This window comes from uncultured Psychroserpens sp., assembly GCF_947500255.1.
Classification (GTDB): Bacteria; Bacteroidota; Bacteroidia; order Flavobacteriales; family Flavobacteriaceae; genus Psychroserpens.
In genome coordinates this window covers 433,150-457,569 of record NZ_CANMRL010000002.1, presented here as the reverse complement: position 1 = coordinate 457,569, position 24,420 = coordinate 433,150, and the positions used below count along the sequence as shown (strand labels likewise).

Genomic DNA, 24,420 nt, shown 5'->3' with positions numbered 1-24,420 from the left:
TAAATGACCATTGGAATTGTCTTGTCTAAGCCGCCTAAGTATTCTGAAACCTTTTTTAATTCTAAAATTAAAGGGTTGCAACAGTCGGGATACAAGGTTGTTTTATTTGTTCAAGAAAACCCTGATGCTTACAATTTATGTAAAGTGATTTGTGCTCCTAAAGTTTCAAAAAATCGAGTCTTACAAGTAGTTTTATATGGGTATGTACTATTAAAACTTTTGCCTTTTTTTAATCGTGTATCTACATTTATTTCCTTAGAAAAAAAGCGAAATCGATCAACTATACAATGGCTAAAGAATTTGTATACCAATGCGCACATCATTACATCACATTTGGATTGGCTGCATTTTGGTTTTGCTACGATGGCTGTACAAAGTGAAAGTGTCGCTAAGACAATTAAGGCAAAATCTGCTGTTAGTGTGAGAGGTTTTGATGTTGATGTATTTCCTATAAAACATCCCAATTGTTATAAGGCATTATGGGAGTCTATTGATAAATTACATGCCATATCAAACTATACTTATAGAAAGGCTATAGAATCGGGACTCTCAAAAGCTGTGCCTTTTCAAATTATTACACCAGCAATAGATCACACAAAGTTCGAGGTAACAAGTGATATTCTAAGAGATGATTTTAAGTTTGTAACGATTGCTAGATTGCATTGGATAAAAGGTTTAGACTATACGTTAGAGGCGTTATCGTTATTAAAAAAGGAAGGTGTTGATTTTCAATATACTATTATTGGTGAAGGACAGGAATTAGAACAACTAAAGTTTGCGGTTTATCAACTTCAACTTGAAGACCGAGTTCGGTTTGTTGGACAGAAAGCACCAGAAGATGTTGTTACGTATTTGTCTGAGGCAAGTGTATATATACAATATAGTGATTCAGAAGGATTTTGTAATGCTGTGCTAGAAGCGCAAGCAATGGGACTATTATGTGTTGTTTCAGATGCTGACGGTTTGAAAGAAAATGTCATAGATGAAAAAACTGGTATCGTTGTTCCAAAACGTCAACCACGATTGTTAGCTAAAGCAATTAAAAATCTCTTACTTTTACCTAATGAAAAGAAGCAACACATGCGAACTAATGCTCAAAGTCGTGTTGCAGAACAATTCAATCTAGAAAAGCAACAGAAAGAATTTTTGGAATTCTATGAATAAAATTATTATTCTTCTTGGACAACGGGTTAGGAGTGGGACAAATTTTGTTGGTTCAACTATTGCACAGCATCCTCATGTGTCAACACTTCCAAAAGATATATCACTGGGAGAATTTAATCTATTTTATACCGATACGGTTACAACAGACGTCTATGATAAGATTGTTAAAGATAGTTTTGGAATGAAATTTACTAGCGAAGATAAGTCCACATTTATAAAAAATTATGGCCAGGCCTGGTTATCACTACTTATTGATAAGTACAGAATTGAAAGTGATAAGACTATTTTTATAAAATCACCTAGTGTAGCACATATCGACTTATGGAAATTAGCGTTTCCTGATTCAAAAATAGCTGTAATTTGTAGAGATGGGAGAGACAATGTGATTTCTTCAGTACGAGCTTCAAATGATAAACGAGACTGGCATAACATAAGTATAAAACTGAAAAAGCGAGTTAATTTTTTCTCAGGAAGGTCGTTTATAAATCATACCAAACAATGGGTTAAAACAGCTAGGCAAATTGCCTCTATTACTCAAGATAATCAGGTTAAAGTATTTAAATATGAAATGCTTAATGATTCAAAAACAGAAATATCTAATCTGCTCTCACATTATGATCTAGATGTGAATGAAGATATTTTAGACAACTGCTTAAAAGCGCCTGTGGTTGGGAGTTCATTTGGAGTGTCATCTAAAAAAATGGTAAAGCCTAATTGGAAACCAGATTCGGATAAATCAAAATTTAAATTTTCTAATAAATGGAAAAAGTGGAATCTTATAAAAAAGATGACTTTTAAAGCTATTGCAGGCAAAGAATTGATTAATTTAGGCTTTGAAAAAAATTCTAAATGGTAGTTTAGAAATTTAAATGACCCTTAACATATAAGTTAGCCTAGGATAATGAGTTTTATCATAACCATTAAGCCCATTCAAAATACAGAATTTGATATTTTTTCTAATTCATTTTCAGAAAAGCGTATCGGTGATTTTTATTGCTATTATAATTCTGAAAGAGCAGTGCATGAAACAGATAACTTTCTTGCATTTGTTAGTGGTTATTTATGTCACACAGGTATTGAAAAGAGCAATACAAATCTTCAGTATGCAAAGTCTATAGATCATATATTAGAACATTGGCCAATTTCTGATGATTCTGTTTCTGGAAGCTTTTCATTGGCGGCGTTTAATAAATTAAATCGTGAACTTATATTTTGTACAGACCCTATTGGTGTCTATCCGATGTTTTATTCATCCAACAAGAATAACTTTTTTGTAACCTCCAATTTTATGTTGGCAGCTATAGCTTCTAAATCTGATTTAGATGAAGTTGGAATAGTGCAAAAAGCGGTTGGTAAAGAGTTTTTAAACCTAGGAGATCGAACCATTCTTAAAGAAGTGAAACGACTACTGCCTGGAGAATATATAAAGCTTAATCCTCAAAACAAAACGCTAGATAAGGTCTATGATAATACACTTTTTAATATCACCGACACTAGGCGACCTAAGAAGAAAGACTATGTAAATTACTGGAAAGATTTTAAAAAGGAGGTTGAGTATGCTCTGGCGCAATTCAACAAGAATTATTTGGCTTTGAGCGGTGGGATGGATAGCAGGATTTTATTAGGTGCACTACCTAATGATTTGCCTATAAAATGTTTGACTTTTGGTCATGAAGATAATTACGAAGTAAAACTGGCAAAACGATTAGCAAAGCTCAAGGGCTATGATTTTGAAAGCTTTTATGATATTGATTTGTACTTTCCAGATAGAACACTCTTAAAAGATTACGTTGTAAATTCTGAATCTGTTAATATCGCAAGTTGGTTGGAAATACTAGAACATATTGAAGAAGATAAAACGGCTTCGATCATGCTAGGTGAACCCTGTGAAATTTTGCCTGCTAGAAATATTTCGACTTTATCGACTAGAAAATCTAGAATTTCTAAGTTTATCAATACGATTGTCTTAAATAAAGATTTTCAGTTACAGCCTGCTACAGATGAATCGTTCGAATCATGGAAGAAAAGCCGATTGAAAATGTACTTAAGGCGTTACACAAAGGCAACTATAGATAAGCTCGATATCGATATGGATTATGATCATCTTATTAAAGAAGTCGTCTCTGATTATGAATTGATTTTTAAAAGAATTGAGAGCCATCAATTGCCTTATTTTGAACTATACGATGAGCTTTTTGCATGGTATACTCATGGCCGTTTTCCAATTGGTAAGCAAACACTGATCTGTAATCAAAAATTCAACGGAATAAATCCATCACTATCACTAAACATATTGAGGAAATCGAGTGCTATACATCCTAATAATAGATTGAATTATAGATTCATGAATGGCTTATTTAAGCATATAAAAGAATTACGTCCCTTAAATAGGGTGCCGACGAGCCAAACACCTTTTATTCCACATAATGCACCAAATATCTTAATTTTCTTGGTTTGGGGAATTCGTTCAAGACTTGATCAATATTTCATTAGACGATTACTTAAAACTAAAAATCCAAAAGGAAGGTACCGACTTTTAAAAAGTATCAATTGGGTTAAAGCATATCAACACGAAAATTTGGAAGCACGTTTAGATGCTTATTTTAGTCCAGGTCATTTGGGAGATCAATATATAGTGCAACAAAAGAAAGGGATTATTGATAGAAGAGATCTAAAGCGTTGGCCACTTACTAATTCAAATATATTGTCGTTAAGTTCATTAAATATCGAAATCGATATCATCAAATCATTAATAAAATAATAGTATCCTGAAAACAATATGTTGTTTCCTTTTTTGAAATACTTGCAACCAACAAATTACTTTTCAGTATTAAGGAAAAATGACAGATCAATATTTCCTGTTGCTAGTCAGTTGGACAGTCACATATTGGAGCAACTGGAAGTCGAATCAGCGTATCAAACGGAACATGCCAAACAATACGATTTGTCTTGGCAAGCCATTCAGAAAGGCTATATAGGTAATGCCGAAACTATTGGTGAGGTAGAACCTACAAGCTTAATAGACAATTATACGTTTATAAGGCGTTACTTTAATAAGGCGTGGGTGAGCTATGTTTTATTGCTTCGTTTATTTAGTTTCAAAAACCCTTTTAAAGAACTTAAGGCTTGGTATGTGACTAAAGCAGTAAAAAGAAGTTCGTATTTAAATCAACCTCTTGACGTTAACAACTGGAACGATTTTAAATCGAATTTAATAGAGGAACAACCTATGGTTACGGTTGTAATTCCTACGTTAAACAGATATGAATATCTAAAGGACGTTTTAGAAGATTTAGAAAAACAAGATTATAAGACTTTTGAAGTCATAGTTGTGGATCAATCGGAACCATTTGATGCAGATTTTTATTCAAATTTCAATTTGGACTTACATCTTATTCACCAAAAAGAGAAAGCCCTATGGTTAGCGAGAAATACCGCTATTAAATGCTCTAAAGGCAGTTATTTGTTGCTGTTTGATGACGATAGTAGAGTAGATGTCAATTGGATATCTGAGCATCTAAAATGTTTAGATTTTTTTAAAGCCCAAGCCTCTTCAGGAGTTTCTATCTCTAAAGTTGGTGCTAAAGTACCACTTAACTATTCGTTTTTTAAAGTTAGTGATCAATTAGATACAGGTAATGTGCTCATAAAAAAAGAAGTATTCAAAGACTTGGGATTATTTGATAGGCAATTTGAAAAGCAACGTATGGGAGATGGTGAATATGGTATGCGAATGTACTTGAATAATTACCTTAATATTTCTAATCCTTATGCAAAACGCTTGCACTTAAAAGTAGGTACAGGTGGATTAAGACAAATGGGTAGCTGGGATGCATTTAGAACTAAAAATTTATTTGACCCAAGACCCATACCAAGTGTTCTATATTTTTATAGATCATATTTTGGAAGCACCAGATCTAAACTAGCTTTACTGCGAACTGTACCAATATCTATAATGCCATATAAATTCAAGAAAAATAAAGCAATGCTAGTACTAGGAAGTTTAGTGTCTCTAGTCGTGTTGCCTTTAGTCCTTTTTCAAGTACGAAAATCTTGGAAATTATCACTCAAAAAATTAGATGAAGGACCTAAAGTTGAAACACTAAGTAATGAGTAAACAGGATAAGGTATTAATAGTGACTTCCGAATTTCCTCCGCAGCCCGGTGGAATAGGAAACCACGCTTTTAATCTGGCTAATGCTTTGCAAAAACATGACTTTAATGTAGAATTAATATCTGATCAACGCTCAAAAGAAAATAAAGAAGAACTAGATTTTGATCGCCAATTAAAGTTTAAAGTATATCGAATCAAATTACAAGCAATACGCTGGTTAATGTACTTTAAAAGATTATTTCTGGGATTTCGACGTGCAAAGAAAAATAATACGATCATTGCTTCAGGTAAGTTTTCATTATGGATTGTAGCATTTTACAGTTTATTCTTAAACCGTAATTTTATTGCCATTGTACATGGTAGTGAAGTGAATTTCGACAATAAACTGTTAAAGCGAACAGTTGATTTTGCTTTGAGACGTTTTAATAAAATTATTGCTGTATCTAACTATACAAAACAATTAATCGATGACTTAGAGTTAAGTACTGTTACTGTTATTCCTAATGGGATTGATAGTACGCAATTAAAAAAACAGGTAAGCAAGATTGGTTTATCTGGTTCTCCAAAATTGATTACAGTCGGAAATGTAACCGATCGAAAAGGCCAGTTAAATGTGATTAAACACATACCTAAGCTTATTAAAAGATTTCCAGACATTCACTATCATATCGTTGGGTTGCCAACACAAGCCAATGCTTTTCTAGAGATAGCAAAACAACTCAATGTTGAGAACTATATAACGTTTCATGGTAGAGTATCAAATGAAGAGTTAGTCCAGTTCTTGAGTTCATCTGATATTTTCGTGATGTTGAGTAGCGAAACAAAAGAAGGAGATGTAGAAGGCTTTGGGATTGCTATTATTGAAGCTAATTATTTTGGTTTACCTGCTATAGGAGCTTTAAATTGCGGAATAGAAGACGCCATAGATGATAACAAATCAGGCCGATTAATAAATCATGATGATAGCGATGCTTTTATTGCTTCGATTCAAGTCATAATGAACGACCATAAATTATATCATGAGAGAGCCAAGCAATGGGCAAATCAACATGACTGGAGTACCATTATTGAACAATACATTAAAGTGATTAAATAATGAAACTAGCAATTATATCGCATACAGAACATTATTTAATGGCCGATGGCACCATAGTGGGTTGGGGACCAACAATTACTGAAATTAATCATCTACTGAAGATATTTGATGAAATTTATCATGTCGCAATGCTTTATGACGAGATGCCACCTCCAAGTGCTTTACCTTACAATTCTGATAAGGTGAAATTTGTGGCGATGCCATCAGTTGGAGGACAGACAATTAAGGCTAAATTTAATGTGATCTTTAAGGCACCTAGAGTTTTAAAAACTGTAAATTCTGTTCTAAAAAAAGTAGATTGCTTTCAGTTAAGAACTCCTACAGGGATAGGTGTATTTTTAATTCCGTATTTAACATTATTATCCAAAAAGAAAGGTTGGTTTAAATATGCAGGAAATTGGAATCAGAAAAACGCACCAATAGGTTATGCTATACAACGTTGGATGCTTAAGCGCCAATCAAGACCTGTTACGATAAATGGTATGTGGGAACAACAGCCTAAGCATTGTTTGTCTTTTGAAAACCCATGTTTAACAGTAGAAGATGTAGAAGTAGGGAAAACAGTTTTGAAATCTTTGAATGGAAAAATATCGTTTTGTTATGTGGGACGATTGGAAAGAGAAAAAGGCGTAGAACGTATTATTAAAGCCTTTCTATTATTGTCGCCTCAAGAACGATCGCGTGTAGATCAAGTTCACCTTGTAGGAAACGGTGTTGAGGTTGATTATTTCAAGTCATTGGCTCAAAGCTCTGATATTAGTTTTCAATTTCACGGATTTTTACCTCGAAAGCAAGTACACGATATTTACAAATCATCTCATGTGTTTTTGATGCCTACTACAGCATCTGAAGGATTTCCTAAAGTTATTGCTGAAGCTATAAACTTTAAATGTCTTCCTGTCGTATCCAATATATCGTCAATTGGTCATTATATTAAGACTGGTGACAACGGAATAGTATTATCAGAAATAACATCTAAAACAGTTGCCCAAGCTATAAGAGAACTGTTTTCTTTTGATGATGCTGATTATGAAAGAATAAATAAAAATAATATAGAAATAGCAGAGCGTTTTACGTTTTTGCATTACAACAATCGAATAAAAAGTTTGGTTGAAGATAAAGTTTGATTTTGAACACCTCATTGGATTCAACTAATTGAATAACATTATGTTGATTATTCTTAATAGAAATTAAATTTTACTTACATTTAGCATGTTAATTAATTACTTATTGAATTGGGATTAAAGAAAAAAATAAAATGGTTTATTAAAAGACACCCTTTGTTATACTATACTAGATTTAAATTATTGTCTAAGAATTCATCAGAATCTCAAACCGAAATAGACAATTATAATCGTATCAACAAAAAACAAGATATTCCTGAAATTTATCACAAGGTGAATGAAGAAATATTTAAAAACGGAAAACCAAATGCTGATTTAGATGTTGCTATTCAAATTTCAGTATGGTTGTTAGAGAACATTAAAGGAGGACGAGGGTTGAGCTTGTCATCTGATGAGGTGCTTAAATCAATGTTGGCTGGAGATGGTGGTGTGTGCAGTGATATGGCACAGGTGTTTAATAATTTTTGTGTCATAAATGATATCAAGGTAAAAGAATGGGGAGTAACCACTATTCCTTTCAATAGAAAATATGGTGGGCATTCAGTTAATGAAATTTTCTCCAAAGATTATAATAAATGGGTGCTTATAGATGTGTCAAAAGGAATTACGATACATGAAGAAGGAAATGATATTCCGCTTTCTGTTGTAGAACTTTATCAGATTAATAAAACGGAAAAGAAAATCATTTATAACTCTTTTATAGATACTGTAAAGGTTAATATGAGTAAAGTAGATAATTATTACCTCAATCGTTCTTCTGTTCCTTTTCTGGTAACTAATTACTCGAATAAAACGTATGATCTATTTTTAAATAGACTCCGTCCGTTTACTCCAGTTTTCCTAATCCATTTTTTACTATTTGTGTTGAATAAAAGTTATAAATACAAATTCCCTCTTAACAATTACAAAGAAATGTTTACGTCTTAAGTAGTTGGTCATTGGAGTATATAAATTGTAATAATAGAATGGAAAGTGAGTAAAAATGATACGTACATAGGGTTGGTTCTACTCCATATAGCACTCGCTTTTGTAATTTTTACTTTTAATGCTACAGCAAAATTCTTCTTTGTTGGTCTTATCTTCTATTTTTTAATTAAGATAGTTTTTGGTCCAAGTAAAGATAAAGTCATTAATGTCTTATTAGCATGTGCTTACTTTGTTGGTATTGAGGTGTTTTTTAGAATGACTAAAAGTAGCTTGGCATATGAATCTGCTAAATATTTAATCATTCTATTTATGATTATTGGGATGGTTTATAAAGGCATTTCAGGAAAGGGATACCCTTACTTTTTGTATCTCATTTTACTCGTGCCAGCTATTCTCGTTGCTTCTGTAACTTTGAGTTATAATGCTAATTTTAGAACCAGTGTAGCTTTTGTATTGAGTGGTCCGGTTTGTTTGGGTGTGGCGGCATTGTTTTGCTACGATAGAAAAGTGTCTAGTAAAGATCTGATACGAATAGTCAAGTATATTTCCCTCCCTTTAATTTCGACAACAACTTATCTGTTTTTATACAACCCTAGTATTAAAGAAACATTGTCTGGAACAGCATCTAATGCTGCTACCTCTGGTGGATTTGGTCCCAATCAAGTAGCTACCGTTTTAGGTATGGGTATGTTTGTGATGGTGGTTAGATTCTTTCTAAAATCTCCTTCGCTAATTCTTAAAATCCTTAATGTTACTATTCTTGCAGCGATGACATTTAGAGCCATTATTACATTTAGCCGAGGAGGTGTAGTTGCGGCAATTATTGTTATTCTCGCTTTTTTATGGAGTTTGTTCTTTAAATCTACTTTAAAACAAAAAAACCAAATTATTACATCATTTGCACTGTTTGTTGTTGCCGTTATTGTCACATGGGTTATAAGTAGTAACCTAACCTTTGGTCTTATTGATAAACGCTATGCAAATCAAGATGCTCTTGGTAGAGAAAAACAAGATATTACATCAGGTAGAATTACCCTTTTTATAGAAGAATTAGAAGGGTTTCAAGACAGTCCGTTTTTAGGTGTTGGTGTTAATAAAACGAAAGATTTACGAGCCGAAAGAGATGGTACAGGATTACCATCACATAACGAGGTTGGTCGATTAATGTCTGAGCATGGTATTTTAGGAATACTCATTTTACTAATTTTGATCTTTACGCCATTAGCTTATCGCGGGAAAAACAGAAAAAACCTTCTGTTCTATGCTTTTTTAAGTTTTTGGTTTGCAACTATCAATCACTCAGGAATGCGAATTGCAGCACCATCATTTATGTATGCACTCGCACTTTTAAACATCACAAATGAAAAAAATCCTATACATAGGAAACAAATTAAACAAGACCAATAGTAATGTGTCTTACATAAGTATTCTAGGGGACTTACTTGCAAAAGAAGGGATCACGGTGTTTTATGCGTCTAGTTATAATAATAAAATAATGAGGTTGCTGCACATGATTTATAAAGTTGTTTTCTATAGTAGGAAAGTGGAGAAAGTACTAATCGATACGTACAGTACACAAAACTACTATTATGCATTTATTGTGAGCCAAATATGCCGACTTTTAAAATTAGATTATATACCTATCTTGCATGGAGGAAACCTTCCGTCTCGATTAACATCTCATCCTAAGATGAGTCAAAAAATCTTTAAAAATGCAGTATATAATATAGCGCCATCAACTTATCTTAAAAATGCATTTGAACAACATGGTTTTAAGCGTGTTATTCATATTCCTAATACGCTAGAGATTAAAGAGTATAACTTCTCTATTAAAGAATTTGATATGCCTCGACTACTATGGGTACGCTCTTTTTCAAAGTTATATAATCCTCAACTAGCCATCAAAGTTTTTAAGTCTTTAAAAGATAAGTACCCAAATGCCAAATTATGTATGGTAGGGCCTGATAGCGATGGTACTTTTGGGACAGTTAAAGATATGGTTAAAGAAGAGAACTTAGAGGTGAGATTTACAGGGAAGTTAAAAAAGAAAGAATGGATAGAACTCTCAAAAGACTATAATATATTTTTAAATACAACCAATTTTGATAATATGCCTCTTAGCGTTATTGAAGCTATGGCTTTAGGGCTGGCAGTTGTATCTACTAATGTTGGTGGAATGCCCTATTTGATTGAAAATAATCATGAGGGTTACTTGGTAAAACCTAATGATGTTACTCAAATGGTAAATGCTATAATAACCGTGATGAATGCTGAAGAAACCCGAAAAGTAATGATCAAAAATGCGAGAGATAAAGTAGAACAACTAGATTGGAACCATGTCAAAAAAAAATGGTTTGATATCTTAAAATAAGGTAAGTGTTAAAAACACACATTAATTATTATATTTACACAACACCCTAACAAACTAATGAGTCGTAAAAAAGATATACATTTCGAGATTTCAGAACGTAAGATATTGTTGCGAATTTTAGATGTTTGTCTTGTTCTTTTAGGTTTGTATGTTCTTGAACAATGTGTCGATTATGATTACCTAACTATTTCTCAAGAAAATATTGTTCCGCTCATTGTTTTAGCAATATATATTACCGTTTTTGGAACTATCTTTGAAATTTATGACCTTCAAAAGTCCAGTAAGTTAGATGTCACATTCAGAAACATAGTATTAACCGCATCTACAACTGTACTATTTTATTTGTTGACACCAGTATTGACGCCTTTTCTTCCAGAACAAAGATTACAAATCGTTTATTTTTATTTGATCATTATCACAACGATTTTTCTTTGGAGATGGGCTTACATTGTATTTATATCGTCACCTAGGTTTTATAAAAAAGTACTGCTAGTAGGAGAAATTTCTAATATTGAAAACATTATTAAGCCGCTTAATCAATCAGATCCAAATTATAAGATTGTAGGTTTTATTAATTCTGAAACAGAATCTGAATCACCAATTAAATTCAAAGGTTTAAAAGAGTTTGAATCTAATGAGTTAATGAACGTGATCAAGAAAGAAAAAATTTCTGAAATATTGATTGCTAGTTATAATTCTGAAACCATAACTCCAGAAATATATCACGATCTCATAACGCTTTTAGATCAAGGATTTACGATACGAGAATATACACAAGTATTTGAAGAAATCACATATCGTGTCCCAATTCAATTTGTGGGAAAAGACTTTTATAAATATTTCCCTTTTAGTAGAAGTAACCAAAATACGTTGTATCTCTTCTTTCACAGAACTTTTGATATTTTCTTTTCTATATTAGGTTTGGTTTTTGGCTTGTGTATTTTACCAATTATTTTCATTGGAAATTTGATTGCCAATAAAGGACCTCTCTTTTATTTTCAAGAGCGTGTTGGCCAAAATGGAAAGCTATTTCAAATCGTCAAACTTCGCAGTATGATTGTCAATGCCGAAACAAGTGGTGCAAAATGGGCTCAGAAAAATGACTCTAGAATCACAAAATTTGGTATGTTTTTAAGACGCTCACGCATTGACGAGATTCCTCAATTTATTAACGTGTTGAGAGGAGATATGAGTATAATTGGACCTCGACCCGAACGTCCATTTTTTGTAAATGAACTCTCTCGAATCATTCCTTTCTATGAAACACGACATATTGTAAAACCAGGACTTACTGGTTGGGCTCAAGTCAACACTCGCTACGGCTCATCTGTAGACGATAGCCTCACAAAATTGCAATACGATTTATTTTATATTAAGCACAGAAGTGTTTTCTTAGATATAAATATTATCGTAAAAACACTAAGTACTATTTTATATTATAGAGGACAATAAATAGTAGTCATTAGTACTTTTCCTTTTTCCTTCGGAAAAAACCAATCAAGAAGACAAAGATTAAAATGAAAATGCTAATTCTGGCAATATAATCTCCTGCCTTAACATAAAATGTAATGTGGTCATTAGTGGTAATTTGACCAGATAAAGCACCCTTTTCATTGTAGGCTAGACTGCTAGTAATCTCACCTTTAGCATTTATAATTGCAGAAATACCAGTATTTGCACTTCTAGCAATATCTCTGCGCGTTTCTATAGCCCTTAATCGTGCATAACTCAAATGTTGCTTATGACCTTGTGTTTCATTCCACCAGGCATCATTTGTGATAATGGATAAGAAGTTAGCATCATTTCTTACATAACCCGTTACAAACTCACCATAAACAGACTCATAACAAATTATCGGTCCTACTTTAAAATTAGAATTTGATGATGTAAAAACACCTCTATTATCTTGAGTAGTTTTCATAGCAACTGTACCGCCAAGATCAATCATAACATCACCTAGAATTGGTTTTAATACGCTTTGATAGGGGAAATTTTCAATACCAACAACTAATTTTGATTTATTGTATTGTTGGATCGAATCCGACGTGTTTATCAAAATAGCCGAGTTATAATCATCATACCATGTAGTTGTATTGTATTGATTAGTTTGCGAACGCACTTTAGTCTTGTCTTTAAATATGTCAATAAATGATATGCCTACAAGCAAGTTCGTGTTTGGGTGTTTTGCAGCGTAGCCTTCAAGCCTGTTTCTCAATAAAGAGTTTTCAAATTGCTTTAGACGTGTGCTTTCTGCTAAAAATGTTTCAGGAGCGATGACGAAATCTGTAGAATCTGTCATCTTCGAGTCTGCAAGCTCTTTTAACAGGTCTAAAAACTTCATATTGGTCATGTCATACTTTTCAGAATAAGGATCAATATTAGGTTGTAGCGCTATGATATTTACAGTCTCACCTTTATGAGAATAGGTGTTATAGATGACTAATGAAATCCCAATTGGAATAATAATAAGAGCAGCACATTTCAGTAAAGTTGATTTTACTACTGCTTTAGATTTTTCTTTTTGATATGAGAGTACACCTTTAAAAACAATAACGTTCAATATCCAAACCCAAAGAGTGCCTCCAAAAGTTCCTGTATACTCATACCATTGTATCCATGTAATAAATTCTGAAAAACCATTACCCAAATTCAACCAAGGCCAAGAAAATTCCCATCCTAGATGTAGTTTTTCAAAGCTAATCCAGAGTGCAACTAAAAACAATAGTGCTCGGTTTTGCGATTGTCTTTTTGCATACTTATGATACAGTAATAACAAGGTTGCCATAAGTGCTGTGTTTACAAAAACAGCAAAACAAGCGCCAAATAAACTGGCATGTCTTAACCAGCTAGTAGTAGTAATGTTCCAAATAAAAAAAGCGAGATAGGCGAGTCCAAATATGGCCAATCCTTTACGTTTAGTATCAGAAAACCTTAATCGTCGTTCGGCAAGTAGGAGTGGCACAAATCCTATAAAAAGTAGTAATGGAAACCCATAGGTTGGCCAGCCTAAAGCTAAGAGTATTCCTGAAATTATGACGAGTAAAATTCGGTTCACTATCTAAAGATACTAAAATCGAGTTTTAATGAAAATACATTTGAATATAAAGCAGCGCTTTGATCTCCAATATCCGTAAAGGCATAATCCAATTGAATACCTCTATATTTAAAACCTAGCCCTAAACTAGGTTGAAAAGTTAGGTTTTCAGAATTATCAATTTGCAATTCATTTTGAAAATTACCAACTCCAGCTCTAAGGAACACGAGGTCTGTGTACCCAAATTCTAATCCTATCGCTGGATTTACACTGGCAAAAGATGTAGATACAATATCGTTGTTTTCTTCAAATCTTACATTAAGATCAAATGATGTTAATAAAGAGTAATCGTAATGAAATATAAATTTCTTTGAAATTCCAATTTGCAATTTTGGAATAGTAAGTTCTGTTTTTTCAGGAACTGTTTGGTTTTGTCCTTCTATAGCATTTTGAATATCTGCCAGTTTATCGTCATCAAAGGACCAAGCATTAAAAGTGGTAGTAATGTCTCTTGCCATGATTCCAAACTTCCAATCATTTCGAGTTTCAAACTGAATACCTGCATCTAATCCAAATCCCCAAGAATTTGCAAAATCACCAATAATACGACGTACTAACTTCGCATTTACACCATAACTTAAACCATCGAGCGGTAATTTTCTAGCATAAGAAAAAGTTAAGGCATAATCTGCTGTAGAGAATAAACTCACACGATCATAATTAATGTTTCCTTGATCATCAATTAGTTGCGTGGTATCTAAAATATCATCCACTCCAAATCTTATAAGCGACAAAGCAATAGCACTTCTATCATCTAAAGGCTTAGCAAAAGCGATATAGTTATAGTTGGCGATATTCGCAAAATAGCTCGAGTGTAAGAGTGCTAATTGGTTGTCTTCAAGATGAACTAATCCAGCAGGATTCCAATACCCTGAATTCACATCAGCAGTATGGGAAACCACACTATTACTCATACCTAGAGCAGCTGCATCCACACCAATATTTAAAAATTCATTTGAATATTTGGTCTGAGCAGTGCAAAAAAAAGTAATCAAAGTCGAGACAATGAATAAGTATTTTTTCAACAGCAAAAATTTTTTACAAAGATGCACATTATTTTTCACCTATTAAACTGTAAATAACACTAGATATTGTGCTTGTTTTGTGTTTGTCGTAAATAGTTTGCTATTTTTACACAAATCTTATTTATGTCTGTGAAAAAATACATTCCTAATTTTATCACCTTACTTAATTTACTCTGTGGAAGTATTGCCGTTATTTTTGCTGTACACAATAACTTTATTGCGGCATCAGCTTTTGTTTTTCTTGGTATTTTCTTTGATTTTTTTGATGGATTGGCAGCGAGAAAACTCAATGTGCAAAGTGCTTTGGGCGTACAGTTAGATTCGTTGGCAGATATGGTCACTAGCGGACTGGTACCTGGTATTGTTATGTATAAGCTTATAGCAATGAGTGTTGACGCTCCTGAGGTGGTCACGCAAAAAGAGTGGAATACAAACTTTAACTTTAACGATTTACATATAGCACCTATTGCGCTCATAGGTTTATGTATTACGTTGGCTTCGGCATATCGTCTAGCCAAATTTAATATTGATGAAGATCAACAGAGCTATTTTAAAGGCTTACCAACTCCAGCAAATACATTGCTCGTTTTATCTTTGCCGTTAATTATTGAGTTTCAAAATAGCAGTTTTGCTACAACTCTTATTTTGAATCAATGGTTTTTAATTGCTTTTACTGTGTTAAGTTGTTTTCTACTAAATTCAAATATTAAATTGTTTGCTTTAAAATTTAAAGATTTTAGTCTTGCTAATAATAAGTTCAGATATCTGCTTATTGTCTCAACAATAATCCTATTGGCTGTTTTGCATTTTTTAGCAATTCCAATAATTATCATCTTGTACATCATTTTATCTCTAATTAAAAAATAACCAATTACTCATGTTAGAAATTATTTTCACGCTATTAATGCTTGTTATGCTGCAAGCTGTTTTAGGATTTGATAATCTACTTTACATTTCATTAGAATCTAAAAAAGCACCAATATCTGATCAAAAACGAGTTAGAAAAGTAGGGATACTAATTGCTATCGTTCTTAGAATTGTTTTGTTATTTGTTTTGGTATCTATAATAGAATTTTTTCAAGAGCCATTTTCATTTATGACAGGAAAAATAGAAAACGTACTCGATTTTGCATTTAATGGTCATAGTTTGATCGTTTTAGCAGGAGGTGGTTTTATTATTTATACAGCTATAAAAGAAATTTGGCATATGATAGGTAAAGCAGATTTGCACGATGGCGTAGGAGAAGATTCGAAAAGTAGAAAATCGGCAAACGCTGCAATCACGAGTATAGTTATTATGAATTTAGTATTCTCTTTTGATTCTATTTTAGCAGCCATTGGCTTAACTAACGAAATAGAAAATTCAACAACAGCTTTTATTGTAATGGCTATAGCTATTGTTGTGAGTGGCCTTTTAATGCTGTTATTAGCAGACAAGATTTCGGCATTTTTAGCAAAAAATAGAATGTATGAAGTACTAGGTTTATTTATCTTATTTATTGTTGGTATTATGTTAGTTACCGAAGGAGGTCACTTAGCACATTTAAAGATCTTCGGAAATGAGATTGTTCCAATGAGCAAAACAACATTCTATTTTGTTATTGCTATTTTGGTGGTTACAGACATTGTACAAGGTCGCTACCAAAAAAGATTAATAGCAGAACAACAACATATTGAATCGCATTCTAAAACCAATAAAGAAGACGCATAAATCATACATATGAAAGACTTACAATTCCCCATTAATTTCACATTTAATGTGACCACAATTTCTAATGATTTTACAGCAACAGATGCTTCAGGTAGAACTATTGCCTATGTAAGACAAAAAATGTTCAAACTTAAAGAAGACATCAATATCTATAATAATGAGAACAAGAGTAATCTTACACATAATATCAAAGCCGATAAATGGATCGATTTTTCCGCAGCATATAGTATGAAAGATGCTCAAGGAAAGGAAATAGGTAAAATCGCTAGAAAAGGTTGGGCTTCCATTTGGAAAGCACATTATGAGCTTATAGATCAGCACCAGAAGTTACAATATCATATTAGAGAAGATAACGCTTGGGTGAAGGTGTTAGATGGCGTTTTAGGTCAGATACCGCTAATTGGTGGATTTACAGGCTACTTGTTCAATCCTAGTTATACAGTAAGCGATTTAAAGGGGCAAGCCGTGTGTCAATTAAAAAAACAAGCGTCTTTCTTCGGAAGAAAATTCAAACTATCAAAGCTTAAGCCTATAGACAATGACGATGATGAACGTATCATCCTAGGCTTTATGATGATGGTCTTATTAGAAAGACGTAGAGGATAACATTATAAGAAATGCATCTGTTTTATTGATGTCTATAGTGGTTGAAAACTAAATGGATTATGAAAAGATTATTAATTGTTTTGGTGTTATTGTTTGTTGTGAGCTTTGTTAAAGCTCAAACGCTTCAATCAAGTAGCTATAGTACTATTGGCTATATAAAAAAAGATGGTACTATCCAAAATAGTAGTTATTCAACCATTGGTTATATAAAAGATAACGGGACCATCCAAAACAGTAGTTATTCAACTATTGGTTATATAAAAGATAATGGAACCGTCCAAGATAATAGCTACTCTACACTAGGCTACATAAAAAAAGATGGAACGGTTCAAAATAGTAGTTATTCAACCATCGGTTACATAAAAGATAATGGAACTGTGCAAGACAATAGTTATTCAACTATTGGTTATGCTAAAGGAATCAAAAAAGAATGGGTTGCTATCACATTCTTCTTTTTCAATTTTAACCAACAGAATTGAATTATAAAAAAGCGTGTGAGTTCGTTAAAACAGAAACGAGTTTTAATGACATGTGATAATTAAATAATGTTTAGAATTCTAGCTTCTTTTTGCGCAGTTCGAAGTTTTGACCTAAATACACTTTACGTACCATTTCATCACTAGCCAACTCTTCTGGAACTCCAGCTTTGAGAATACTTCCTTCAAACATCAAATAAGTTCTATCGGTAATGGCCAACGTTTCTTGTACATTATGATCTGTAATTAAAATTCCAATATTTTTCTTTTTAAGCTGTGCAACAATACGTTGAATGTCTTCAACTGCAACTGGATCAACCCCAGCAAAAGGTTCATCCAAAAGAATAAAATCTGGATCTGTGGCAAGTGCACGTGCGATTTCGGTACGACGACGCTCACCACCAGATAAAAGGTCGCCTCTGTTTTTTCTAATATGACCTAAACTGAATTCATCAATCAAGGATTCCATTTTCCTTTCTTGCTCTTTCTTACTCAATTTGGTCATTTGAAGTACACTCAAGATATTATCCTCAATACTCAATTTTCTAAATACTGAAGCTTCTTGTGCAAGATACCCAATACCGTTTTGAGCACGCTTGTACATTGGGTAATTGGTAATGTCTGTACCTTCTAAAAAAATAGTTCCGCCATTAGGTTTTATTAAACCAACGATCATATAGAAAGAAGTGGTTTTACCGGCTCCATTCGGACCTAGCAATCCAACAATTTCACCTTGCTTTACTTCAAGAGAAACGTCTTTTACAACTTTTCGTCCACTATAGGACTTCATTAGATTTTTGGCTTTTAATGTCTTCATAAACGCTAAAATAGCAAATTCAAAATGACTCGCTTTTTAATTTATTAAAAGTTTAACTCTGAGACTCTAAGGCATCCCAATATTCATAGGCTTTGCGTAAATGTGGGATAACAATTGTTCCTCCTACCAAAGTGGCAATACTTAAGGCTTCGACAACCTCCTCTTTATTTAGACCAGTTTTGTAGCTAGATTCCAAATGATATTTGATGCAATCATCACAACGCAATACTGTAGACGCTACCAGCCCCAAAAGTTCTTTAGTTTTTTTATCAAGTACACCTTCGGCAAAGGCATTAGTGTCTAGGTTAAATATACGCTTGATAATTTTGTTATTATCGGCGAGAATGGCGTCGTTCATCTTAGAACGATACGCGTTAAATTCAGAAACTGGATCAGACATTAGCTTTTTGTTTTTTATTTTGATTTTTTACAACAACTTTAGAAATGTAAATACTTACTTGATATAAAATTAATATTGGAATAGCCACAATAACTTGGCTTGTTACATCGGGGGGTGTTATGATTGCAGCTAAGATTAAAACAAGTACGAGTGCAAATTTTCTATACTTTCTCATAATCTTTGGAGTAACTAGCCCAATTTTAGTCAAAAAGAAAACTACAATTGGAAGTTCAAAGATGAAGCCCGCAGCTATTGATGATGATCTAACAGTCGAAATAAAAGAGCTCAAGTCAAATTCATTAGATACTTCTGTGCTTACTATAAAGTTTCCTAAGAAATTTATAGTAAGTGGCGTCACAACATAATATCCAAATAATACACCTAAAAAGAATAAAAATGACGACGCTAAAATAAACCCTCTCGAATGTTTACGTTCACTTGCATGTAAACCAGGACTGATAAACTTCCAAAATTGATAGATAATGTAAGGAAAAGCTAAAATAAAACCTGCAAAAATTGAGGTCCATATGGCCGCCGAAAACTGCCCAGATACACTAGGGTTTTGAATTTTAAAAGGAAATTCAGCCGCGCAGAACGTAGTGTCTTCTATCCCAACCATTGTCGATATGTCACACAACCATTGATAGGTTGGAAAGCTCATGCGTTTAGGAGCAAATATAATGTCTTCAAAAATAAAATCACTAAATATGAATGCTACTGTGGCACAAATTAGTATAGCCACTGTAATACGTATTAAATGCCACCTTAAATCTTCAAGATGATCTAGAAAAGACATTTCCTTTTCTTCGGAATTCTTTTTTGCCATTATATAATACCTTCTTTTATTAGATCATGTAAGTGAATGACACCAGCATATTCACCGTTTTTTTCAACTAGTAGTTGAGAGATACCATGAGTTTCCATAAGTTCCATAGCATCAACAGCCATGGCATCTTCATCAATTCTTTTTGGGCTACTGCTCATGATATCCTTAGCCGTTAAGTGAAGGAATTCATCACTTTTAGTAAGCATTCGTCTCAAATCACCATCGGTTATAATTCCTGCAATCTTATTATTGTCAACTACAGCAGTAACGCCAAGCATTTTTTCTGAAATTTCAACGATAACATCTCTAGCAATAGTATGGAGTTCCACTTTTGGTTTTTGATTAACTGATGATAAATCACTTACTCTAAGATACAAGCGTTTTCCAAGAGCACCACCAGGATGATATTTGGCAAAATCTTTGCTTGAAAAACCACGTAATTCTAATAAGCAAACGGCTAAAGCATCTCCAATGACCAATTGCGCAGTTGTACTCGTGGTAGGTGCTAAATTGTTCGGACAAGCCTCTTGCTCAACATAAGCATTGAGAATAAAATCGGCTTGCTGAGCTAAAAACGATGAATCATTACCAGTAATAGCAATCATTTTATTTTTAGCATTTTTAATTAATGGTACTAACACTTTTATCTCAGGTGTATTTCCACTTTTAGAAATACAAATCACAACATCATCCTCTAAGATCAATCCAAGATCACCATGAATGGCATCGGCTGCGTGCATAAAAACTGATGGTGTTCCAGTAGAATTAAGTGTGGCCACAATTTTATTAGCGATGATTGCACTTTTACCAATTCCTGTAATGATAACACGACCTTTAGAATTGTATATTAAGCTAACTGCATTAGCAAAATCGTCGGTTAATAAATGACTTAAATTGGCAATGGCATCACGCTCTAAATCTATGGTCTTTCTAGCGGTTTCTAGGATAGATTGTATACTGTTCAAAATTAATTTTTTTTGAGTTTGATGGGTTTAAAGAAATTGTTATCTTTAGGTTTATGCAAATGTATCAAAAATACTAATAGGGATTAATGAGTATAAAAGAAATTGATATACATTCTGCACTCAAACAATACTTCGGATTTACAAAATTTAAAGGCCTTCAGGAAAGTGTTATTAAAAGTGTTGTTGCTGGTGAGGATGTATTCGTTATAATGCCTACAGGAGGTGGTAAATCATTGTGTTATCAACTTCCTGCATTGATAAAAGAGGGAACAGCAATTATTGTATCACCATTAATTGCCCTAATGAAAAATCAAGTAGATGCGATTAGAGGTGTTTCAAATGAAGAGGGCGTTGCTCATGTTTTAAATTCTTCACTAAATAAAACAGAAGTTAAACGCGTAAAAGAAGACATTACTAATGGAGTAACAAAACTACTGTATGTCGCACCAGAATCTTTAACTAAAGAAGAACATGTAGAATTTTTGAGATCGGTAACCATTTCATTTATGGCTGTAGATGAGGCTCATTGTATTAGTGAATGGGGACACGATTTTAGACCAGAGTATAGAAATCTGCGACACATCATTAAACGTATTGGAGACAACATCCCAATTATAGGTCTAACTGCTACGGCAACACCTAAAGTACAAGAGGATATATTGAAGAGTTTAGATATTCAAAATGCCAAAACCTTCAAAGCCTCTTTTAATAGACCTAATTTATACTACGAGATACGTCCAAAAACCAAAAACGTAGATGCTGATATTATTCGTTTCGTAAAGAAAAATGAAGGTAAATCAGGTATTGTTTATTGTTTAAGTCGTAAACGTGTTGAAGAATTAGCACAAGTCTTGCAAGTTAACGGTATAAAAGCAGTGCCATATCATGCAGGATTAGATCCAAAAACACGTGTTAAACATCAAGATATGTTCCTTATGGAAGATTGTGATGTTGTGGTTGCTACCATAGCTTTTGGGATGGGAATTGATAAACCAGATGTGCGTTTCGTTATTCATCATGATATTCCTAAAAGTATTGAAAGCTATTATCAAGAAACAGGACGTGCTGGGCGAGATGGAGGAGAAGGTCATTGTTTGGCATACTATGCCTACAAAGATATTGAGAAATTAGAGAAGTTTATGTCTGGTAAACCTGTTGCTGAGCAAGAAATTGGTCATGCTTTATTACAGGAAGTTGTCGCTTTTGCTGAAAGTTCTGTGTCGAGACGAAAATTCATTTTGCATTATTTTGGAGAAGAATTTGACAACGCTACAGGTGAAGGTGGTGATATGGACGATAATGTGCGCAACCCTAAAAAACAACATGAGGCCATGGATCATGTTGTGACTTTATTGCAAACTGTTGACAAAACAAATGAAAAATACAAATCTAAAGATTTAGTACAAGTTTTAATTGGCCAAACCAATGCCTTGATTACTTCTCATAAAACAGATATGCAACCGTTCTTCGGAATAGGAAAAGATAAAGATAAACGCTATTGGATGGCATTAATTCGTCAGGTTTTAGTTGTAGGATTCCTTAAAAAAGATATTGAAACTTATGGTGTTTTACGATTACCAGATGCAGGTAAAGTATTCTTAAAATCACCAGAATCATTTATGATGTCCGAAGACCATGTCTTTGATGAAGGTAGTGACGATGGTATTGTTACGGCAGCTAAAGGTGGTGGAGCTGTAGCAGATGAAGCTCTTATGAAAATGCTTAAAGATTTGCGGAAGCGAAATGCTAAACGTCTTGGAGTTCCGCCTTTTGTGATTTTTCAAGACCCTTCTTTAGAAGATATGGCACTAAAATATCCGATTACATTAGAAGAATTGAGTAATGTGCATGGTGTTGGTGATGGAAAGACAAAAAAGTATGGAAAAGATTTTGTTGCTCTCATTGCTCAATATGTAGAGGATAATGATATTGATAGACCAGATGATTTTGTTGTAAAAAGTACAGGTTCTAACTCTGCTATCAAACTATATATTATTCAAAATGTAGATCGAAAATTACCGTTAACAGACATCGCATCTTCAAAAGGAATGTCTATGCCTGATTTTATAAAAGAAATGGAAGCTATTGTATTCTCTGGTACAAAACTTAATATCGACTACTGGTTAGATGATATTTTAGATGAGGATCAGCAAGAAGAAATTCACGACTATTTCATGGAATCTGAAACGGATAAAATTTCAGAGGCCATTGAAGAATTTGATGGTGATTATGATGATGAAGAACTACGACTTTATCGCATCAAATTTATTAGTGAAGTCGCTAACTAGAATTTAAATCAGTTATTAAATACTAGAGTATATTTTAAAAATAAATGTTAAATATTTTTTATAGTTAGGAATCCTAACTATATTTGTTACGCAATAATGCATAACTAAAAATATATCACATGAGTAAATCAATTTTTTACCACGCAGGCTGTTCAGTTTGTGTAAGCGCAGAACATGACATTGTTAATCTAGTAGGTAAAGACAACGTTGAGATCGTTAATATAGGCGAAGATCGATCTAGAATTTCAGAAGCTGAAAACGCTGGCGTAATATCTGTTCCTGCTTTAGTAACTCCAAACGGAAATACATTACATATCAATTTTGGAGCGTCAATGGCAGACGTTAAAGGCTAATTTTTTTAATTTATATAGTTAGGACTCCTAATTTAAATGAAGTCCTAACTATTCTAAATCAACAACAAAATGAAAACAATAATTGTATTAATAACAACAGTATTTATTTTAAGTACAACATGGTCTTGTGCACAAGACCATCTATATAATAATGATGACTTCAGTATAAAAGAGGTCACAGTAACCCATAAAGCAGATTTAGGCCTAACCGTTTGGGAAATAGCAGTAAAAGGTAAGGCAGCGCATACGACTCCAATAAAAGTAGGACAATTAGATGGCGCTCCAGTATTAGGTTATGTATTTCCTACGTCTTTAAAACCTACTGATGTTGGTTTTAATCAAACCAATGGAATAGTAGCGCTAGCTTTAACCTCACATCCCGATTTTGATGATACACCTTTATGGGATGAAAATAGCGATAGAAACTATGATAATGATGGTATTGTTTGGCATCCGCATTGGGTTGTTTTACATGAAGACAAAAGAGTGGCTGGCGGAATTTCAGTTAAGCAATTTAAAAAAGCAGATAAAACCGTTGTTTTACCACCAACTAATCCTGGAATGCCTATGTATATGGATTCTCCTGGCTATCCTGTAACAGCAAATGGTAATACAATTAAAGTTGTTGTACCAGATTATAGAATTAATAATCAAGTTGATTTTAATTATGATGGTGTTACTGCTTTTATGAAAGTGAATACGAGTAATGACAATCTACCAATGCTAGGCGTATATGATGTGTTTAGTGTTGCTAGTGGAGATTTATCATTACCTTATAAAGTGAAGAAATAATGAGAGTTTCAGTTTGGGATACCTATGTAAAGCGTGATGACGGACGGATAATGCATTTTGATATTCTGGTGCCAAGTGAGGTTACCGATGAGGTTACTGTGTTTAACTTCGGAAATGAATATTTAAAGCGTAAATCTATTAATAACAAGGTGTTATCTGCAAAAGAGTGTCGTTTATGTCATATGGAGCAGGCAACACAAGAAATCGAGCAAGACATTCTAAATAATGGTTATTTTATTATAGAAATGGAACATTGCGATTAATTTAATTA

General features: G+C 33.2%; 24 protein-coding genes. 18 read left to right on the top strand and 6 right to left on the bottom strand.

The features are described from left to right. The first annotated feature begins 3 nt into the window (after nt 1-3). From Q0783_RS08925 to Q0783_RS08880, 10 genes are all read left to right on the top strand, one after another. Nucleotides 4-1,164 (top strand): glycosyltransferase family 4 protein, encoded by a 1,161-nt coding sequence (locus Q0783_RS08925; protein WP_298894541.1) that lies wholly within the window; start codon nt 4-6, stop codon nt 1,162-1,164. After that, nucleotides 1,157-2,020 carry a sulfotransferase gene (locus tag Q0783_RS08920; protein ID WP_298894540.1) on the top strand — a complete coding sequence of 288 codons (864 nt, stop codon included), beginning with the start codon at nt 1,157-1,159 and terminating at the stop codon, nt 2,018-2,020. The genes Q0783_RS08925 and Q0783_RS08920 overlap by 8 nt, the downstream gene beginning before the upstream one ends. A gap of 45 nt (nt 2,021-2,065) precedes the next feature. Next, entirely contained in the window at nt 2,066-3,925 is a 1,860-nt protein-coding gene (locus Q0783_RS08915) for a hypothetical protein (RefSeq protein ID WP_298894539.1), read from the top strand. Between the two features lie 42 nt (nt 3,926-3,967). Beyond that, nucleotides 3,968-5,281, top strand: a complete 1,314-nt coding sequence (locus tag Q0783_RS08910) for a glycosyltransferase family 2 protein (RefSeq protein ID WP_298894538.1) — start codon at nt 3,968-3,970, stop codon at nt 5,279-5,281. Next, a complete protein-coding gene (locus tag Q0783_RS08905; protein WP_298894537.1) occupies nt 5,274-6,374 on the top strand; it encodes a glycosyltransferase family 4 protein in 1,101 nt (366 codons plus the stop codon). Before Q0783_RS08910 ends, Q0783_RS08905 begins: the two co-directional genes overlap by 8 nt. Next, nucleotides 6,374-7,501 (top strand): glycosyltransferase, encoded by a 1,128-nt coding sequence (locus Q0783_RS08900; RefSeq protein ID WP_298894536.1) that lies wholly within the window; start codon nt 6,374-6,376, stop codon nt 7,499-7,501. The genes Q0783_RS08905 and Q0783_RS08900 overlap by 1 nt, the downstream gene beginning before the upstream one ends. Nucleotides 7,502-7,681: 180 nt before the next feature. Then, nucleotides 7,682-8,425 (top strand): hypothetical protein, encoded by a 744-nt coding sequence (locus tag Q0783_RS08895; RefSeq protein ID WP_298758803.1) that lies wholly within the window; start codon nt 7,682-7,684, stop codon nt 8,423-8,425. A 45-nt stretch (nt 8,426-8,470) separates the two neighbouring features. Further along, complete coding sequence (locus tag Q0783_RS08890; protein WP_298894535.1) at nt 8,471-9,832, top strand: O-antigen ligase family protein; 1,362 nt, start codon at nt 8,471-8,473, stop codon at nt 9,830-9,832. Continuing rightward, nucleotides 9,786-10,796: a glycosyltransferase family 4 protein gene (locus Q0783_RS08885; RefSeq protein ID WP_298894534.1), complete on the top strand. Its 1,011-nt coding sequence runs from the start codon at nt 9,786-9,788 to the stop codon at nt 10,794-10,796. The genes Q0783_RS08890 and Q0783_RS08885 overlap by 47 nt, the downstream gene beginning before the upstream one ends. 57 nt (nt 10,797-10,853) lie before the next feature. Beyond that, complete coding sequence (locus Q0783_RS08880; RefSeq protein ID WP_230936170.1) at nt 10,854-12,248, top strand: sugar transferase; 1,395 nt, start codon at nt 10,854-10,856, stop codon at nt 12,246-12,248. A gap of 10 nt (nt 12,249-12,258) precedes the next feature. On the opposite strand, the gene lnt is transcribed toward Q0783_RS08880, so the two are convergent. Both lnt and Q0783_RS08870 read right to left on the bottom strand, forming a co-directional pair. Continuing rightward, the gene (gene lnt, locus Q0783_RS08875; protein WP_298894533.1) at nt 12,259-13,851 is read right to left on the bottom strand and encodes an apolipoprotein N-acyltransferase; all 1,593 of its coding nucleotides are present in this window, start codon (nt 13,849-13,851) and stop codon (nt 12,259-12,261) included. Beyond that, nucleotides 13,851-14,915 carry a PorV/PorQ family protein gene (locus Q0783_RS08870; protein ID WP_298758789.1) on the bottom strand — a complete coding sequence of 355 codons (1,065 nt, stop codon included), beginning with the start codon at nt 14,913-14,915 and terminating at the stop codon, nt 13,851-13,853. The genes lnt and Q0783_RS08870 overlap by 1 nt, the downstream gene beginning before the upstream one ends. A 123-nt stretch (nt 14,916-15,038) precedes the next feature. Here Q0783_RS08870 and Q0783_RS08865 point away from each other — a divergent pair, with 123 nt between their 5' ends. Genes Q0783_RS08865 through Q0783_RS08850 form a run of 4 tightly spaced genes read left to right on the top strand, consistent with a single transcriptional unit; the run spans nt 15,039 to nt 17,711 of the window. Next, nucleotides 15,039-15,782 carry a CDP-alcohol phosphatidyltransferase family protein gene (locus Q0783_RS08865; protein WP_298894532.1) on the top strand — a complete coding sequence of 248 codons (744 nt, stop codon included), beginning with the start codon at nt 15,039-15,041 and terminating at the stop codon, nt 15,780-15,782. Nucleotides 15,783-15,792: 10 nt separating this feature from the next. After that, complete coding sequence (locus tag Q0783_RS08860) at nt 15,793-16,626, top strand: tellurium resistance protein TerC (RefSeq protein WP_298894531.1); 834 nt, start codon at nt 15,793-15,795, stop codon at nt 16,624-16,626. Between the two features lie 9 nt (nt 16,627-16,635). Further along, on the top strand, nt 16,636-17,232 hold the full coding sequence (locus tag Q0783_RS08855; protein WP_298894530.1) for a hypothetical protein: 597 nt from the start codon (nt 16,636-16,638) through the stop codon (nt 17,230-17,232). A gap of 59 nt (nt 17,233-17,291) precedes the next feature. Further along, nucleotides 17,292-17,711, top strand: coding sequence for a 5-fold beta-flower protein (locus Q0783_RS08850; RefSeq protein ID WP_298894529.1), 420 nt, complete (start codon nt 17,292-17,294; stop codon nt 17,709-17,711). Between the two features lie 70 nt (nt 17,712-17,781). Here Q0783_RS08850 and lptB read toward each other — a convergent pair whose 3' ends face one another. The 4 genes from lptB to Q0783_RS08830 are packed head-to-tail and all read right to left on the bottom strand — an operon-like array spanning nt 17,782 to nt 20,716. Next, nucleotides 17,782-18,525 (bottom strand): LPS export ABC transporter ATP-binding protein, encoded by a 744-nt coding sequence (gene lptB, locus Q0783_RS08845; RefSeq protein WP_298894528.1) that lies wholly within the window; start codon nt 18,523-18,525, stop codon nt 17,782-17,784. Between the two features lie 52 nt (nt 18,526-18,577). Continuing rightward, nucleotides 18,578-18,925, bottom strand: a complete 348-nt coding sequence (locus Q0783_RS08840) for a carboxymuconolactone decarboxylase family protein (RefSeq protein WP_298894527.1) — start codon at nt 18,923-18,925, stop codon at nt 18,578-18,580. Next, nucleotides 18,918-19,751 carry a twin-arginine translocase subunit TatC gene (gene tatC / locus Q0783_RS08835; RefSeq protein ID WP_298894526.1) on the bottom strand — a complete coding sequence of 278 codons (834 nt, stop codon included), beginning with the start codon at nt 19,749-19,751 and terminating at the stop codon, nt 18,918-18,920. The genes Q0783_RS08840 and tatC overlap by 8 nt, the downstream gene beginning before the upstream one ends. Next, on the bottom strand, nt 19,751-20,716 hold the full coding sequence (locus Q0783_RS08830; protein WP_298758765.1) for a KpsF/GutQ family sugar-phosphate isomerase: 966 nt from the start codon (nt 20,714-20,716) through the stop codon (nt 19,751-19,753). Before Q0783_RS08830 ends, tatC begins: the two co-directional genes overlap by 1 nt. An 86-nt stretch (nt 20,717-20,802) precedes the next feature. Between Q0783_RS08830 and Q0783_RS08825 the strand changes: the two genes are divergently transcribed. From Q0783_RS08825 to Q0783_RS08810, 4 genes are all read left to right on the top strand, one after another. Then, nucleotides 20,803-23,004 (top strand): ATP-dependent DNA helicase RecQ, encoded by a 2,202-nt coding sequence (locus tag Q0783_RS08825; RefSeq protein WP_298894525.1) that lies wholly within the window; start codon nt 20,803-20,805, stop codon nt 23,002-23,004. A gap of 119 nt (nt 23,005-23,123) precedes the next feature. Then, complete coding sequence (locus tag Q0783_RS08820) at nt 23,124-23,357, top strand: thioredoxin family protein (protein ID WP_298894524.1); 234 nt, start codon at nt 23,124-23,126, stop codon at nt 23,355-23,357. A gap of 69 nt (nt 23,358-23,426) precedes the next feature. After that, nucleotides 23,427-24,149: a hypothetical protein gene (locus Q0783_RS08815; RefSeq protein WP_298894523.1), complete on the top strand. Its 723-nt coding sequence runs from the start codon at nt 23,427-23,429 to the stop codon at nt 24,147-24,149. Next, nucleotides 24,149-24,412 carry a DUF2024 family protein gene (locus tag Q0783_RS08810; RefSeq protein ID WP_298894522.1) on the top strand — a complete coding sequence of 88 codons (264 nt, stop codon included), beginning with the start codon at nt 24,149-24,151 and terminating at the stop codon, nt 24,410-24,412. Before Q0783_RS08815 ends, Q0783_RS08810 begins: the two co-directional genes overlap by 1 nt. Nucleotides 24,413-24,420 lie beyond the last annotated feature (8 nt).

Coding starts and splice junctions, on each gene's coding strand:
- Q0783_RS08860 (WP_298894531.1), top strand. CDS start 15,793: ATGTTAGAAATTATTTTCACGCTATTAATGCTTGTTATGCTGCAAGCT.
- Q0783_RS08925 (WP_298894541.1), top strand. CDS start 4: ATGACCATTGGAATTGTCTTGTCTAAGCCGCCTAAGTATTCTGAAACC.
- Q0783_RS08810 (WP_298894522.1), top strand. CDS start 24,149: ATGAGAGTTTCAGTTTGGGATACCTATGTAAAGCGTGATGACGGACGG.
- Q0783_RS08920 (WP_298894540.1), top strand. CDS start 1,157: ATGAATAAAATTATTATTCTTCTTGGACAACGGGTTAGGAGTGGGACA.
- Q0783_RS08855 (WP_298894530.1), top strand. CDS start 16,636: ATGAAAGACTTACAATTCCCCATTAATTTCACATTTAATGTGACCACA.
- Q0783_RS08820 (WP_298894524.1), top strand. CDS start 23,124: ATGAGTAAATCAATTTTTTACCACGCAGGCTGTTCAGTTTGTGTAAGC.
- Q0783_RS08865 (WP_298894532.1), top strand. CDS start 15,039: ATGTCTGTGAAAAAATACATTCCTAATTTTATCACCTTACTTAATTTA.
- Q0783_RS08825 (WP_298894525.1), top strand. CDS start 20,803: ATGAGTATAAAAGAAATTGATATACATTCTGCACTCAAACAATACTTC.
- tatC (WP_298894526.1), bottom strand. CDS start 19,751: ATGGCAAAAAAGAATTCCGAAGAAAAGGAAATGTCTTTTCTAGATCAT.
- Q0783_RS08815 (WP_298894523.1), top strand. CDS start 23,427: ATGAAAACAATAATTGTATTAATAACAACAGTATTTATTTTAAGTACA.
- Q0783_RS08900 (WP_298894536.1), top strand. CDS start 6,374: ATGAAACTAGCAATTATATCGCATACAGAACATTATTTAATGGCCGAT.
- Q0783_RS08850 (WP_298894529.1), top strand. CDS start 17,292: ATGAAAAGATTATTAATTGTTTTGGTGTTATTGTTTGTTGTGAGCTTT.
- Q0783_RS08915 (WP_298894539.1), top strand. CDS start 2,066: ATGAGTTTTATCATAACCATTAAGCCCATTCAAAATACAGAATTTGAT.
- Q0783_RS08905 (WP_298894537.1), top strand. CDS start 5,274: ATGAGTAAACAGGATAAGGTATTAATAGTGACTTCCGAATTTCCTCCG.
- Q0783_RS08840 (WP_298894527.1), bottom strand. CDS start 18,925: ATGTCTGATCCAGTTTCTGAATTTAACGCGTATCGTTCTAAGATGAAC.
- Q0783_RS08885 (WP_298894534.1), top strand. CDS start 9,786: ATGAAAAAAATCCTATACATAGGAAACAAATTAAACAAGACCAATAGT.
- Q0783_RS08880 (WP_230936170.1), top strand. CDS start 10,854: ATGAGTCGTAAAAAAGATATACATTTCGAGATTTCAGAACGTAAGATA.
- lptB (WP_298894528.1), bottom strand. CDS start 18,525: ATGAAGACATTAAAAGCCAAAAATCTAATGAAGTCCTATAGTGGACGA.